The organism is Micromonospora sp. CNZ285, from assembly GCF_004637285.1.
In genome coordinates this window covers 2,301,204-2,315,611 of the sequence record NZ_SPQD01000001.1, presented here as the reverse complement: position 1 = coordinate 2,315,611, position 14,408 = coordinate 2,301,204, and the positions used below count along the sequence as shown (strand labels likewise).

General features: G+C 70.5%; 15 protein-coding genes. 2 read left to right on the top strand and 13 right to left on the bottom strand.

Annotation, left to right across the window (positions count from 1 at the left end):
• Positions 1-32: 32 nt before the first annotated feature.
• From CLT75_RS10665 to CLT75_RS10605, 13 genes are all read right to left on the bottom strand, one after another.
• Positions 33-893, bottom strand: a complete 861-nt coding sequence (locus CLT75_RS10665; protein WP_013286892.1) for an ABC transporter permease — start codon at positions 891-893, stop codon at positions 33-35.
• A gap of 12 nt (positions 894-905) precedes the next feature.
• The gene (locus CLT75_RS10660; protein WP_120573737.1) at positions 906-1,685 is read right to left on the bottom strand and encodes an ABC transporter ATP-binding protein; all 780 of its coding nucleotides are present in this window, start codon (positions 1,683-1,685) and stop codon (positions 906-908) included.
• A 76-nt stretch (positions 1,686-1,761) separates the two neighbouring features.
• Positions 1,762-2,874 carry an ABC transporter substrate-binding protein gene (locus CLT75_RS10655; protein WP_135240653.1) on the bottom strand — a complete coding sequence of 371 codons (1,113 nt, stop codon included), beginning with the start codon at positions 2,872-2,874 and terminating at the stop codon, positions 1,762-1,764.
• Positions 2,875-2,973: 99 nt separating this feature from the next.
• The gene (locus CLT75_RS10650; protein ID WP_135240652.1) at positions 2,974-3,360 is read right to left on the bottom strand and encodes a hypothetical protein; all 387 of its coding nucleotides are present in this window, start codon (positions 3,358-3,360) and stop codon (positions 2,974-2,976) included.
• On the bottom strand, positions 3,360-3,671 hold the full coding sequence (locus CLT75_RS10645; RefSeq protein ID WP_013286888.1) for a hypothetical protein: 312 nt from the start codon (positions 3,669-3,671) through the stop codon (positions 3,360-3,362). The genes CLT75_RS10650 and CLT75_RS10645 overlap by 1 nt, the downstream gene beginning before the upstream one ends.
• The gene (locus tag CLT75_RS10640) at positions 3,671-4,747 is read right to left on the bottom strand and encodes a class I SAM-dependent methyltransferase (RefSeq protein ID WP_135240651.1); all 1,077 of its coding nucleotides are present in this window, start codon (positions 4,745-4,747) and stop codon (positions 3,671-3,673) included. Before CLT75_RS10640 ends, CLT75_RS10645 begins: the two co-directional genes overlap by 1 nt.
• 63 nt (positions 4,748-4,810) lie before the next feature.
• Positions 4,811-6,838 (bottom strand): oxidoreductase, encoded by a 2,028-nt coding sequence (locus tag CLT75_RS10635; RefSeq protein WP_135240650.1) that lies wholly within the window; start codon positions 6,836-6,838, stop codon positions 4,811-4,813.
• A 476-nt stretch (positions 6,839-7,314) separates the two neighbouring features.
• Positions 7,315-7,899 carry a TetR/AcrR family transcriptional regulator gene (locus CLT75_RS10630; RefSeq protein ID WP_135240649.1) on the bottom strand — a complete coding sequence of 195 codons (585 nt, stop codon included), beginning with the start codon at positions 7,897-7,899 and terminating at the stop codon, positions 7,315-7,317.
• Between the two features lie 62 nt (positions 7,900-7,961).
• Positions 7,962-8,687: an ABC transporter ATP-binding protein gene (locus CLT75_RS10625; RefSeq protein WP_135240648.1), complete on the bottom strand. Its 726-nt coding sequence runs from the start codon at positions 8,685-8,687 to the stop codon at positions 7,962-7,964.
• Complete coding sequence (locus CLT75_RS10620; RefSeq protein ID WP_135240647.1) at positions 8,684-9,814, bottom strand: ABC transporter permease; 1,131 nt, start codon at positions 9,812-9,814, stop codon at positions 8,684-8,686. The genes CLT75_RS10625 and CLT75_RS10620 overlap by 4 nt, the downstream gene beginning before the upstream one ends.
• Before the next feature lie 160 nt (positions 9,815-9,974).
• The gene (locus CLT75_RS10615; RefSeq protein WP_135240646.1) at positions 9,975-10,400 is read right to left on the bottom strand and encodes a DUF6069 family protein; all 426 of its coding nucleotides are present in this window, start codon (positions 10,398-10,400) and stop codon (positions 9,975-9,977) included.
• Positions 10,393-10,860 (bottom strand): SRPBCC family protein, encoded by a 468-nt coding sequence (locus tag CLT75_RS10610; RefSeq protein WP_135240645.1) that lies wholly within the window; start codon positions 10,858-10,860, stop codon positions 10,393-10,395. Before CLT75_RS10610 ends, CLT75_RS10615 begins: the two co-directional genes overlap by 8 nt.
• A complete protein-coding gene (locus CLT75_RS10605; RefSeq protein ID WP_135240644.1) occupies positions 10,814-11,194 on the bottom strand; it encodes a metalloregulator ArsR/SmtB family transcription factor in 381 nt (126 codons plus the stop codon). The genes CLT75_RS10610 and CLT75_RS10605 overlap by 47 nt, the downstream gene beginning before the upstream one ends.
• A gap of 355 nt (positions 11,195-11,549) precedes the next feature.
• Here CLT75_RS10605 and CLT75_RS10600 point away from each other — a divergent pair, with 355 nt between their 5' ends.
• Both CLT75_RS10600 and CLT75_RS10595 read left to right on the top strand, forming a co-directional pair.
• Entirely contained in the window at positions 11,550-12,752 is a 1,203-nt protein-coding gene (locus CLT75_RS10600; protein WP_135240643.1) for a membrane dipeptidase, read from the top strand.
• Positions 12,749-14,374, top strand: coding sequence for an ABC transporter substrate-binding protein (locus CLT75_RS10595; protein WP_135240642.1), 1,626 nt, complete (start codon positions 12,749-12,751; stop codon positions 14,372-14,374). The genes CLT75_RS10600 and CLT75_RS10595 overlap by 4 nt, the downstream gene beginning before the upstream one ends.
• The last annotated feature ends 34 nt before the right edge of the window (positions 14,375-14,408 follow it).

The window sequence follows — 14,408 nt, the reverse complement described above, 5'->3', positions numbered from 1 at the left end:
CGCACGCGTGACGACGGTCCCGTCAGCTGCCGTCACGCGCCGATCACCTTCGTGTCCTCGGCCCAGAAGGCCAGCCGCTTCTGCAGCAGCCGGATCACGAAGTGCGCCACCAGACCCATCACCGACAGCACCACCAGGACGGCGAACATGCCGGCGATGTCGAAGTTGTAGTTGGTCTGCAGCAGCAGGTAGCCCAGGCCCTCCTTGGCGCCGATGAACTCACCGACGACCGCGCCGAGGATGGCGAAGACGATGCCGATGTCCAGGCCGGCGAAGATGAACGGCAGCGCGCTGGGCAGCCGGACCATCCGGAAGATCTGGGTCTTGCTCGCGCCGAACACCGTCAGCATCTGGATCTTGTCGGCGTCGGCCGCCCGCAGGCCCTCGATGACGTTGACGAGCATCGGGAAGAACGAGATCACCGCGGCCATGACCACCTTGCTGGTCAGGCCGAAACCGAACCAGACCACGAACAGCGGGGCCAGGGCGACCTTCGGCACGGTCTGGAAGGCCACGATGTACGGCATCAGGGTGGCTTCCACGATCTTGATCTGGGAGATGAACGTGCCGAGGACCAGCGCGGCCCCGACACCGATCACGAACCCGAGCAGCGCCTCCTGGGTGGTCACCCAGAAGTGACCCCAGAACTGGTCGTCGCCGAGCTGCTGCCACAGCGACTCGACCACGCTCGACGGCAGCGGCAGGACGTACTCGTCGACGCCGATGAGCTGGACGCCGTACTCCCAGGCCAGCACGACCACGACGAAGACCGTCGGGACCAGCCAGAGCTGAGGCTTCTCGCGGAGGTCGAACTTGCGCCGGGCGGGCTTGGCGGGCCGGGCGGACGGCGCCGGTGGCTGGGCCGGCTCGCGGACCAGGTTGCTTGTTGCCATGGCTGTCCCTCGTCAGTCGATAACGCCGGCGGCGTTGAAGTGTCGGCGGATCCGCTCCACGTAGACCCCGGCCCGGTCGGACGACATGACGCCGAGGTCACGCGGCCGCTCCAGGTCGATGTCCATGACCTCCGCGATCCGGCCCGGCCGGGGGCTGAGCACGACCACCCGGTCGGAGAGGAAGACCGCCTCCGGGATGGAGTGCGTGACCAGCACGATCGTCTGGTTGCTCTCCTGCCAGATGCGCAGCAGCTCCACGTTCATGTACTCGCGGGTCATCGCGTCGAGCGCGCCGAACGGCTCGTCCATCAGCAGTACCGCCGGGTCGTGCACCAGCGCCCGGCAGATGCCGGCCCGCTGCTGCATGCCGCCGCTGAGCTCGTGCGGGTACTTCTGCTCGAAGCCGTTGAGACCGACCATCTCGAGCAACTGCTGGGCGCGTTCCCGGTGCCGGCGGGGATCCAGTCGCTGGATCTCCGCCGGCACCATCACGTTGTCGAAGATGGTGCGCCACGGCAGCAGCGTCGGTGCCTGGAACACCATCCCGACCTCGGGAAGGGGCTTCGTCACGTCCCGCCCGGCGATCCGTACCGCGCCGCCGGACTTCGGGCTGAGCCCGGCGAGGATCTTCAGCAAAGTGGTCTTGCCGCACCCGGACGGTCCCACGACCGAGATGAACTCGCCGCGACGTACCGTCAGGTTGATGTCGCTCAACGCCTGGGTCGGTGCCGACTTCCGGGGCCGGTACTCCTTGTCCAGCCCGTCGATCTCGATCCAGGAGTCTTCCGACACCGATGCCGGAGCCTGCGTCTGCGCCCGGCGGGCCGTCGCCTTGATGGCCATCGAAATCCCTTCCGCTGTCCGCTGCCTAGGCGGTGTAGTTCGCGGCCTTGCTCAGCACCGCGGCCTTGTCGAAGTTGTTGGCGCCGGAGAGCAGGCTCGGGTCCCACAGCTTCTTGAGGTCGACCTCGCCGGTGATCTGCCCGGCCTCCTTGGTGTACGCCTGGGTCTTCGCCCACTCCTCGTCGCTGATCGCGCCCCAGTCGCCGAACTGCTCCGGGTCGCCGCTGGCCGGGGTGGCCGTCTTCAGCCAGGCGGTCAGGCTCTCGGTGTCCGCCTTGAGGCGCTCGTCGGCGGACTTACCGGCGAGGATCTGCGGGAAGACCTTGTAGCCGATCTTCATGGCGGCCTCGGGGTTCTTCGCCGAGAAGAGCATCGCCTTGTACGCCGCGCGCAGGAACCGCTCGTACGAGTCCTTCTTGGCGTCGAAGTCGCGGGCGCCGACGCTGAAGGTCAGCGACCGGATGCCGGAGAACACGTCCGGGTTGGTCAGGTACTTCAGCTCGGTGCCGGCGTTCTCGATGACCGCGTACGCCTGGGTGTAGAGCGCCAGCATGTCGACCTTGCCGTCGTTGAGCGCGGCGGCGGCCTGCGCGCCGACGCCCACCGGCAGCAGCTCGACGTCCTTTGTCGGGTCCAGCCCGGCGGCCTTGACGTAGGCGCGGGCGTACGGGGCCGAGCCGGAGGCCAGGCTGATCACGCCGATCTTCTTGCCGCGCAGGTCGGCGCCGCCGGTGATCGGGGAGTCCGGCTTCACCGCCATCACCCACGGCCAGTTCTGCACCAGGCCGCCGATGGCCTTGATCGGCACGTTCTTCTCCGCCGCGCCGAGCGCCGAGCCGGCGTCGGCGGGGGTGATGTCGCCGCTGCCGGACGCGACCGCCTGGAGGGCGGCGACCGAGCCGTCGGCGTTGATCGTCTCGACGGTCAGCTTCTCCTCGGCGAAGTAGCCGAGTTCCTTGGCGACCGCGTAGACGGCCACCTCCTCCTTCGGGCCGATCACGGCGGAGGCGATGGCCATGGTCAGCTTCGCCTCCTTGCCCTCGCCGCCGGCGCCGTCGTCGTCGGAGCCGCCGCCGCACGCGGACAGGACCAGCGCGGTGGCCAGCGCCGCCGGGAGCAGAGCCCACTTTCGTTTCATATGCACACACCTCGTCATGAGTCGGGGGAGACCACCTCCGCCGCCGGGGCGGCGGAGGTGGGGGAATCAGCTGTCGCGCTGCCGCGCGACCGTTGTCCGTCAGGCGTCGCGCTGTCGCGCGACGAGTGCCAGATCGTTGTAGACGTGCTGCTCGATGATCAGTCCGCCGTCGAGCACGAAGACGTCCGCGTAGCGGATGTCCTCGAACGGAGTGCCGTCGAGCCATTCCCCGTACAGCCGCCCGAGCGAGGTCACCGTGACCCGCCCGTCGGCCTCACCCACCAGGTAGCGGTCCCGGTGCTTGCGCACCCACCGGTAGGTTCCGGTCGACGCGGCCGCCATCTCCCGCAGCGACGAGTACTCCCGGCCGCCCGGGAAGACCAACCGCGCCCGCTCCGCGAGAAAGCGCCCCGCTTCGTCGAGTTCGCGGTCCTCGCACAGCTGCAGGTAGCCGTCGATCAGGCCGGGCGCGTCCGGTGTGCTCATCAGCCGGTCTTCTCGCTCAGGGCCGCCTCCCACTGGTCCCGCAGCGGGTGCTCCGCGGGGCCGTGCTCGGTCAGGATGCGCATGAGGCGGGCCAGCAGTTCGTCCCGCTCCCGGTCGAGGACCTTCTGCTCCTCCTCGGTGGAGACGAACCCGTCGACGGCGCCCGCGGTGAGCGCGCCGGAGCGGGTCAGCAGCGCCTCGACGACGCGTACCCGCTGGCGGGTCACGTGCAGCTCGGTGGAGAGCTGCAGCACCAGGTCGAGCAGCTTGCCGACCTTGGGGTCCCCGAAGTAGTCGAACTCGGTGCTCATCACGCCTCCGGCTTGGTCGCGGCCAGTACGGCCCAGGGGAAGTGCCACTCGGGACGGTCGCCCCAGCCCTGCGGCTGGACGCCGTTGCGGCGCTCGTCGAACGGGGTCCACGACACGTCGGTCAGGCCGGCCTCGGTGCAGACCTCGATCAGGTCGGAGCCGAACAGGTCGTGGAAGAACGGCTCGTTGTTGCGCTCGGCGTGCTCGTAGACGGTGGCGTCGCGCAGCGGGTCGCCGGTGAGCATGAACTCCAGGAAGCGCAGCGAGCCGCCCGGCTTGAGCAGGCGCGCGGCCTCCAGGATGGTCTCCCGGATCGCGGCGGCCGGCATCTCGTGCAGCACCATCGTGCCGGTGACCACGTCGCAGCTGTCCGACTCGATGCCGGTGGCCCGGCCGTCGGCCTGCCGGTAGTCGATCGCGACTCCGGTCGCCTCGGCCTCGGCGTGGGCCAGGCGCAGACCGGGGGCGGCCAGATCCACGCCGATCACCTGCGCGGTCGGGTACTTGGCGGGCAGCGGGCGGGTGCTCTTGCCGAAACCGCACCCGATGTCGACGATCCGGGTCGCCGCGGGCAGCTCGGGCAGCGCGGTCTGGGCGAACAGCGTGTGGAACTTGTAGCCGTCGTTGTCGCGCAGCATGACGATGCGCGCGCCGAACTCGTACACGTAGGCCGACATGTCGTCGGAGAAGAAGCTGCCGGGCTGGATGTGGATGTCGTAGTCGGTGTACCAGTCGGGCAGTTCCAGGTCGGGGTTCAGCTCCAGCGAGCCCTTCGGCTGCTCGGGCAGCGCGGTGAGCTGGCCGGTCAGCTCCTCGCGGCGGCTGAGCACCGCGTCGCCGGCGACCTTCCAGAGCATCTTCTGCTGCACCCGCTCGAGGTGGCTGAACCACGGGTAGAGCGGGAGACCGCGCAGCACCTGACCGGCGTCGGCGACGGTGGTGGCCGACGCTCCGGTGGCGCCGTACTCCTCGCGCAGCGCCGGGTAGACGGTGTCCGCCCAGCGCTTGCGCAGGCCGAGGACGAAGTCCACGGCGGAACGCTCATCCAGGGTGAGGCGCTCCTCGATGTCCAGCATGCTTGTCTCCTCTACAGGTGGGGGAGGTCCGGCCCGCGGTGCACCGCGACCGGGGTGGACGGGTCAGTGGGCGTACCGCACGCGTTCGGCGGACGCGGTGTCGAAGGCGCCGAGGAATGCGCCGGCCATGCGTCCCTCGTAGACGGCCTCGAAGGCGGTGCGGGGGGCGTTCGCGTCGCCGACGACGTGGACGCGGGGGCCGTCGGGCAGCGCGTCGAGCTGCCGGTACAACTCGTCCGCGGCCTGCGCCGAGCCGCCGTCGACGACCGTGATGACGCCCTCGACGATCGTCTCGCCGCCGGCGAGCGGGCCGCCGAGCGCCACCGCGCCGGCGCCCGCCGCGCGGGCGGTCCGCATCGGGTGGACCGCGATGCCCAGGTCGGCGAAGCGCTTGAGCAGCGCCAGCCGCGAGTACGTGGTGATCTTGGCGCTCACCGTGGCGGTGGGGGAGACGAGGTGGACGCGGGCGCCTCGCCGGGCGAACGCCTCCGCCACCGACGCCGCCGACCAGGTGCCCTCGTCGTCGAGCACGACGACGGCGCCGTCCGGCCGGTAGCCGGGGTCGGCCAGGTGGTCCACGGCCTGCCAGATGTCGATCACCGGCGGGCCGCCGGGCAGGTCGCGGCGGGCGGGCCGGGAGCCGGTGGCGAGGACGACGTCCTGGTAGCCGCCGGACAGCACGTCCTCGACGCCGGCGCGGTGGCCGAGCCGGACCGGGATGCCGGCGGCCGCCACGTCGCGGGCCAGGTCGCGGGTGAGCAGACCGAGCCGCTCCCGGCCGGGTACGCGCGCGGCCACCTCGACCTGCCCGCCGAGCCGGTCACGCGCCTCGACAACTGTCACCCGGTGCCCGGCCCGGTGCGCGGAGAGCGCCGCCTCCAGGCCGGCCGGACCGCCGCCGACGACCAGGACGTCCCGCGCGCCGGACGGCCCGGGCAGTTCCGGCCAGGCGTCGGCCCACTCCCGTTCGGCGCCGACCTCCGGGTTCACCACGCAGGAGATGGGCAGGCTGGTCTCCAGCCGGCCGATGCAGCCCTGGTTGCAGGCCAGGCAGGCGCGTACCTCGTGCTGGCGGCCCTGCTCGGCCTTGCGGACCAGGTGCGGGTCGGCGATGTGCGGGCGGGCCAGGCCGACCAGGTCGGCCTCGCCGGCGGCGACGAGTTCGGCCGCCTCCGGCAGGCTGTCCAGCCGGCACACCGCGAGCACCGGCAGGTCCGGGAACTCCTGCTTGAACAGCGCCGCGTGGTGCCGGAACGGGGCGTGGCCGAAGCTCATGTCCGCCATCTGCGTCGCGAGCGAGTAGCTGCCGTGGTAGGCGGAGTGGCTGACGTGCACGTAGGCGAGGGGGAACTCGGCGCGCAGCTTCCCGACGATCTCCAGCACCGCAGCCGGGTCGAGGCCGCCGGGCAGGAACTCGTCGGCGCTGACCCGCAGTCCGACGGGCAGCTCGGGTGCGGCGGCGAGCACCGCGGTCAGCACCTCGCGGGTCAGGCGCATCCGGTTGTCGAGGCTGCCGCCGTACGCGTCGTCGCGGGTGTTCGTGTGCGGCGAGAGGAACTGCTGGAGCAGGTGGCCGTGGCCGGCGTGCACCTCCAGGCCGTCGAAGCCGGCCTGGCGCATGCGCCGCGCGGCGGCGGCGAACGCCTCGACGACGACGGCGATGTCCCGGCGTCCCATCGCGTGCGGCACGTGCGAGCCGGCCGCCCACGGCACCGGCGACGAGGACCAGGCGGCGGTACGCGTCGCGTCGCCGTTGGCCTGCCGACCCGCGTGCATGATCTGGGCGAACATGCGGGCCCCGTGCTCGTGCACGGCCTCGGTCACCGCCGCGTACGCCGGGATCGACGAGTCGTCGAAGCTGCCGAGGCTGATGCTGCGGCCCGCGCTCGTGGGGTGCACGCGGATCGCCTCGGTGATGATCAGGCCGGCGCCGCCGCGCGCCCGCTCCGCGTGGTAGGCGACGTGGCGGCGGGTGGGCACATTGTTCAGTCCGAAGTTGGTGGTGTGGCCGGGGACGAAGACCCGGTTCCGCAGTGTGAGACGCCCGAGCCGGGTGGGGGAGAGAAGAGCGAGAAGCTTGTCGTCAGGCATGCCTCGGACTTCCTGTTTCGGGCCGCAGTCGGCGAGGCCGAGAGCGTTCGGATGAACCGTACGCCGTTCGATTGAGTGGAACGGTAGGGCCGGGTTCACATGCCGTCAACGGGCTACTGATCAGTAACTTAGTTCGCCGCACCGCCTCTGAGCTGCTGTTCCACTGGGCGGAACGCTGACCGATGATGACCGTCGATGCGACGGTCGATCGTTCGGTTCCTCCTGATCGGACGACAGTGCCGGCCGCCGATCGCCGGTCGGCGGCCCGCGCCGATCGTTCGGACGGCCGCACCCGGCCGCGTCGGCGGCCCTCCGCCGGGAACGCCGGCACGCCTCCCGGCGCGGCTCCGGACACGCGACGGCCCGGGCCGTCGCCCGGCGCGCACCGGTGGGTGCGGCCGTCGCGACGACCCGGGCCGTCGTTCGTCAGCGGATGTGGTGGCGGCGCGGTCGCCGGCCGTTCCGGAGGGGCGTGGTCAGCCGGCGTCCGGACGCAGGTACGGCGTGAGCAGCTCGCGGGCGAGGCCGGTGGCGGCCGGAAGGCCGAGACCGTTCTCGATCATGCGGCTCAGGGCGTAGACGACCGACTGGACGAGCTCCGCCATCCGGTCCGGGTCGCTCGCCCCGTGTTCGGTGAGAGCGGCGCGCAACGGCGCCTCGAGGCTGTCGTGCAGCAGCCGGCTGGAGGTCGCCAGCACCTCGCTGTTGCCCGCCGACGCCAGTGCCCGGGCCAGCGCGTGGTCGCCCCGGGCAACCAGTTGCAGGTTGGCCTCGACGTACGCCAGGATCCGCGCCCCCGGCGTGCGGGCCTCGGCCATCCGCTTCTCGACGAAGGCCGACCACCGGGGGAAGGTGTCGGCGACCAGCACGTCGAACATGTCGGTGCGGGACTTGAAGTACGAGTACGCGCTGGAGCGGGCCAGCCCGGCGTGCCGGGCCACGTCGGCCAGGCTCGGGATCTGCTCCGGGTGCTCGGAGAGCAGGGCGCGGGCGGCGTCGAGCAACGCCGCCCGCTGCGCGGCCCGGTGTTCCGCGACGGTCGAGGCTTGGATCTTCGGCACAGCGACCTCCCCGTGTCTCCCGCCGCCCGTGTCCGGTCCGCGTCGCTCCCTGCTCGTCGCGGTCAGCTGCTCGTGGCGAGCTTGCCGTCGATCATCTCGTAGATGGTGTCACAGTATTGCAGCACGTCGTGATCGTGAGTGACCATCACGACGGCCACCGAGCGCTCCCGCGCCTCCTGGGCGAGCAGCTGGACGATGTCGTGGCTGCGGGCCCGGTCCAGCGCCGCCGTCGGCTCGTCCACCAGCAGCACGGACGGCTCGGTCATCAGCGCCCGGGCGATGCCGACGCGCTGGCGCTCGCCGCCGGAGAGCTGGTGCGGCCGGCGGTCGGCCTTACCGGCCAGGCCGACGTGCGCGAGCATCTCCAGCGGGTCACGACCGGCCCGCTCCCGTCGCCCGCCCAGCCGCAGCGGCAGGCGCAGCTGGTCGGCGGCGGTCAGCGCGGGCAGCAGGTTGCCCGACTGGAACACGAACCCCACGTGCCGGCGGCGCAGCTCGGTGCGCGCCCGGCGGCTGGACACGGTCATGTCGTGCCCGGCCACGGTGACGGTGCCCTCGTCGGGGCGGGCCAGCCCGCCGGCCACGGCGAGCAGGCTGGACTTGCCCGCGCCGGACGGCCCGACGATCGCGGCCAGCTCACCGGGCGCGACGGTCAGGTCCACGTCGTCGAGCGCGTGCACGGTCTCCGCGCCGTCGCCGTGCCGCAGGTGGACGCCGCGCATGACCAGGCCGAGGTCGGCCGGGGCGGTGCCCGTCGTCGAGGGGGACGAGGTGGGCCGGCTGCTCATCGGTTGCCTCCCAGGGCGGTCGCCGGGTCGATGGAGGTGAGGCGGACGACGGCGGCTGCCGCGCCGACCAGGCCGAGCACGAGCAGGCCGGCCGCAGCGGCGGCGATGCTCTGCGGGTGCAGCGCGAACGGGACGTTGCCGCCGGAGATCAGCGCGCCGAGGCCGAGGCCGATCCCCATGCCGACCGCGATGGCGAGGGCCAGCAGGATCAGTGCCTGGGTGAGCGCGTCGCGCAGCACCCAGCCGGTCGAGGCGCCCAGTGCCCGCAGCACGGCGACCTCCTGCCTGCGCTGGATCGCCCAGACCGCGAAGAACGCGCCGGCCACGAGCGCCGAGATCGCGTAGAGGAAGCCCTGGATCAGCTGGAGCGTGGTGGTCTCGGCGGTGTAGCCCGGCGAGGCGCCGTACGACTCGTCGAGCGTCAGGCTCTCCGTGCCCGCCGCCTTGTCGCCGGCGGCCAGGTCCACCGAGGCGCCGTCGGCCGCGCGGACCGCGACAGCGGTGATCTCCTGCGCCGCCTGGGCCGGCGTCTGCGTACCGGCCGGGGTGCCGGACTTGACCGCCTGCCACGTCGCCAGCGGCACGTACGCCACGTCGACGTGGCCGAACGTGTCCTGCTGCTCGGTGACGCCGACGACGCGCAGCCGCGTGCCCAGCCGGTCCACCGTCACGGTGTCGCCGACGCGCAGGCCCGCGTCGATCGCGGTGGGGCTCACCACGATCCCGTCCGCCGGGCCGAGCCGGTCGCCCTCGCTGACGGCGGGCGACAGGAACGATCCGGTCTCGACGCCGAACAGCGCCAGGTCGACCTCGGTGCCACCGTCGGTACGCCCGTTGACGAGCGTGTTGCCGAACGGGGTCGCCTCGGCCACGCCCGGCTGGTCGCGCCAGGTGTCCACCGCCGAGGCGTCCACCACGCTGCGCGAGAACGCCGAGTCGTGCTGCACGCCGTGGGCGAAGGCGAACGAGGTGACCGGCAGGTTCTGCAGGCCGGAGACGCCGTCACGGACCAGCCCGACGGACAGGCCGGACAGCATCACCATCAGCACCGAGATCAGTGCGATCACGGCCCCCATCAGGGCGAACCGCAGCCGCGCGAACCCCAGCTCGCGAATGGCCAGGAACATCAGCCGCCACCTCTCAAACTTGTCGACACCATGTCGCCATGTTAGCAACGCGGTGTCGGCAAAATGGTGATGGCGGCTGTCTACCCGACCACACTCCGTGACGACGCCGGCCGGCCGCGCGGGGCGGCCGGTCGGCGTCGGGTGTCAGGCGGGGTCCGGGTCAGGCGGCGACCGGGCCCGCGGCGGCGTGGCGTGCGCGGCGGCCGAGGGCGGTCACCGCGACGACGATGATCGGGGCGAGCGTGAGATGGCAGACCGCCAGCGTGATCGTGCTGGTGGTGTCGAGGTCGGCGGGCAGCGTCATGGTGGCGATGGTGAGCACCGCGAGCGCCGGGCCGACGACCAGCGCCGCCCGGACCACCCAGGCGAACCGGGGCGCCAGCAGGGCGACGGCGGTGAGGCCGAGCGCCAGCGGCAGCGCGCTGAAGCCCGCGACGGTCACCGCGTCGACCTCGACCCGCCGGTCGTCGGCGGTGAACAGGAAGCTGCCGCCGGCCGCCCGGCCGATCGCGTACACGATCAGGTTGACGACCACCGCGACGGCGGTGGCGAGCGCGACGACGGCGGTGCGGGGCAGGTCAGCCACGGGAGGTCTCCTCTGCGTGCTCTCGGGTCAGGTACGCCTCGATGCGGGCGAACGCCCCGGTCCAGACCTCGCCGACGAAGAAGTCGCGCAGCTGCGGGGTGGGGAAACCGCTCTGCACCACGGTCATCAGCGTGCCGCCGTCCTTCGCCTCGAAGGTGACCTCGATGCGCGTGGTCATGGTCGTGCCGTCCGGGCCGGTGCCCGTCGACTCGGTGACCAGCCGGTGCGGGCGGTCGATCTCCAGGAACGTCTGCGTCTCGCGGAACAGCATGTCGGGGGAGGGGCCCCAGACCGCGGTCTGCCTCCCGCCGACCCGCAGGTCGACGTCGATCTCCACGATGCCGGGCTCCTCGTCGAGGATGCCGAACCAGATCTTCTGTTTGCCGGCGTCAGTGTAGGCGTCGAACGCCTCGTCAGGGGTGCCCGGAAGGTGTCGTGTCACTCGCATGTGGAGCGTCATGGTCGCGGTCCTCCGTGGTGAGTGTGAGATAGGCGTCGAGGCCGTCGAGGCGACGCGCCCAGAGTCGCTGGTAGAAGCCGATCCAGGCCATGGCCGAGTCCAGCGGCGCCTCGCTGAGCCGGCACTGGCGGGACCGGCCGACCTTGCGCGTCACCACGAGGCCCGCGTCCTCCAGTGCGCGCACGTGCTTGCGCATGCCGGTGAGGCTCATCCCGGTCGGCTCGGTCAGCTCGCTGATGGTGGCCGGGCCCGCGCCGAGCCGGATCAGGATGTCGCGTCGGGTCGGATCGGCCAGGCTGGCGAACACCCGGTCGAGCGTCTCTTGCTGAACCACGAGGTTCACCGTACGACACTGAACCGTTAGGTTCAACGTTTGTGCGCTCCTGCCTGTCCCGCAGGTCGGCGCATCGCCTCCCAGTGGTCTGACCACTGGCGAGAATCTGCGGATCAGGGCGGCGTGGCGGGGGCGGTCGGCTGTTCGGCGCGACCGCCTCGGGCGATCGGCCCGCCCCGGATCCGCTGCTCGGCTTGCGCCTCGAATCCTGTCCCGACCTGCGGGAATGTTCCCCGATTCGGATAACGGAAAGGTCACGAGGTATTCCTGCGCCACGGTTGCGCTCGGTACGTTCCACGAGGCAAGAGGTCAGACCTCACTCCTCATGCCTCTAGCTGACGAGGTGAATAGACCAGTGCAGGAACCCGCCCCCCGCTACGCCGGATACCGGTCCTTCGACTACCTGGTGCCGCATGTGGACTACAAGGTCTTCGAGCTCGCGCCGCAGATCGGCCGGGTGCCGGAGCACGACCTCGGCCTGAGCGACGACCAGCGAATCCGGGTCTCCCGGCTGCTGCGCGAGCACATGGCCATCTCGCTGCACGAGCACCCGAAGATCCTGCCGGCCGACGTGACGCAGTTGCGCGACTACAACCGCACCGGCCGTAACGCATTCGGGTTCGAGGGCCTGGCCCGGTCCGGCATGACCGCGGTCTTCGACAACTTCATGAACGGCACCGGCTGCGTGACCAGCGAGCACGCCTGGAAGTGGGACGACGTCATCTACGACATCGGCCTGCGCTTCGCCGACGTCGCCAAGCAGGACCACGTGGTGGTGGCGACCACGCTCGAACAGATCTTCGAGGCCAAGCGCAACGGGCAGATCGCCCTGGTGGCCGGTCTGGAAGCGGCCACCATGATCGAGAACGAGCTGGACCGGATCGACATCCTCTACGGCTTCGGCGTACGCCAGATGGGCATCGCGTACAGCCAGGCGAACATGCTCGGTTCCGGCCTCTCCGAGAACCGCGACGGCGGGCTGACGCACTTCGGCCGGCGGGCGGTGGACCGGATGAACAAGCTCGGCATCGCCATCGACATCTCGCACTCCGGCGACCAGACGTCGCTGGACGTGATCGAGGCCAGCCGGGTGCCGGTGTTCATCACACACGCCGGAGCCCGCTCGGTCTGGAACACCCCCCGGATGAAGCCGGACGAGGTGATCCGGGCCTGTGCCGAGCGGGGTGGCGTGATCGGCATCGAGGCCGCTCCGCACACCACCCTCTCGGGCGACCACCCGCACCACTCGATCGAGTCGGTGATGGACCACTTCACCTACTGCGTGGAGTTGGTCGGCATCGACCACGTCGCGTTCGGCCCCGACACCAACTTCGGTGACCACGTCGGGCTGCACGACAGCTTTACCCAGCACCTGGCGATCGGAAAGGCCCACGGCGTGGTGGACCACCCTCGGGTTCCGTACGTGAGTGGCATGGAGAACCCGGCGGAGTGCTTCAGCAACATCGTCGGGTGGTTGGTCACGCACGGCTACTCCGACGAGGAGATCGCCAAGGTCATCGGCGGCAACATCATCCGGGTTCTTCAGGAGGTTTGGTGAACAAGACAGTCAAGGGTCGGTGGCGGCTCGCTGTCGCGCTCGGCGTGGCGGCCACGCTCGGTGTCTCCGGCTGCGGTCTGAACGAGGAGACCTCCTCCTCCAGCAGTTCGTCGTCGGACTCGGTGCTGCGGATCGGCACCACCACCGACGTCAGCAACTTCAACCCGCTCCAGTCGCTGAGCAAGACCGACTCGTGGATCCTCAACGCGATGTACCCGCACCTGCTGCGGATCGACGAGAACGCGAAGAAGTCGCCCGAGCTGGCCAAGGAGTACCGCTACGAGGACGACGGCAAGACCGCCGTCTTCGTGCTGCGCGACGACTTCAAGTGGACCGACGGCAAGCCCGTGGTCGCCGAGGACGTGAAGTTCTCCGCCGAGTCGATCATGAAGTACAAGCTCGGCAACGTCGCGGCGAAGCTGACCTGGGTCGAGTCGGTCGAGGCGCCGGACGCGACCACTGTGAAGTTCAAGCTCTCTCAGCCGTACGCGCCGTTCGCCGAGGGCGTCGGCTTCTGGATGTCGGTCGTACCGAAGCACATCTTCGAGCCGGCCGGCGACCTGTCCAAGTTCGCCAACGACTCCAACTGGGTCGGCGCCGGGCCGTTCGTCCTGGACAGCATCACCAAGGGCCAGCGCTACGTCATGAAGCGCAACGAGCACTACCCGCTCGCGCCGGGTGGCAAGGCCGCGGTGAGTCAGGTCGAGTACCGGGTCTACCCGGACGTGAACACCATGATGCTGGCGCTGCGCAACGGTGACATCGACATGATGGGCACCCCGGTGCCGGTCTCGGCGGCGAAGACCTTCGAGAACGACGACAAGATCAAGCTGAAGAAGGTCGGCGCCCTCGGCTTCGCGCACCTGACCTACAACATGAAGAACAAGTACCTCGCCGACCAGGACGTCCGGCAGGCGCTGTCGATGGCGGTCGACACCAAGGCGGTCATCTCGGCCGTGCTGCAGGGCGACGGCCAGCAGATGGCCGGCCCGATCTCGCCGATCTTCTCCGAGTACGACAACACCGAGCTGCAGCCGTACCCGTTCGACCCGGCGGGCGCGAAGGCCAAGCTGAGCGCGGCCGGATACAAGGACGCCAACAACGACGGCTTCTTCGACGAGCTGACGTTCGGCGTGGCGTGCGACCAGTCCAACGCCAACATCACCCGGGTCGTGCAGCTGTTCCGGGAGAGCGCGGCCAAGGCCGGCGTGAAGCTGGAGAACGAGTGCGTGGAGCGGAACACCTTCCTCACCCGCACCAAGAATGGCGAGTACGACATCGACGCCTCGCAGTGGGGTGTCTTCGACAACCCGATGGACCAGCTGCGCAGCACCTACCTGTCCAGCAACCCGGGTGGCATCAACTACAACCTGCTCGAGTCGGCGGAGATGGACGCGCTGATCAACGACGCGGCCGGCACCACCGACGCGGAGGCGTTCAAGTCCAAGATCAAGAACATTGACAAGGTCGTGCACGAGCAGGCGTACCTGACCCCGCTGTACGTGGAGAACTTCCAGTTCGCCTACAACGCCAGCAGGTTCACCGGCTTCGTCCCGTCGCCGTCGGACCTGCTCGGCATGGTCACCGCGTACTCGCTGGCCCAGGTCACTCCGGTCAAGTAACCCACCCAACCTAGAGGGAGAGGAGGGGTCCCCC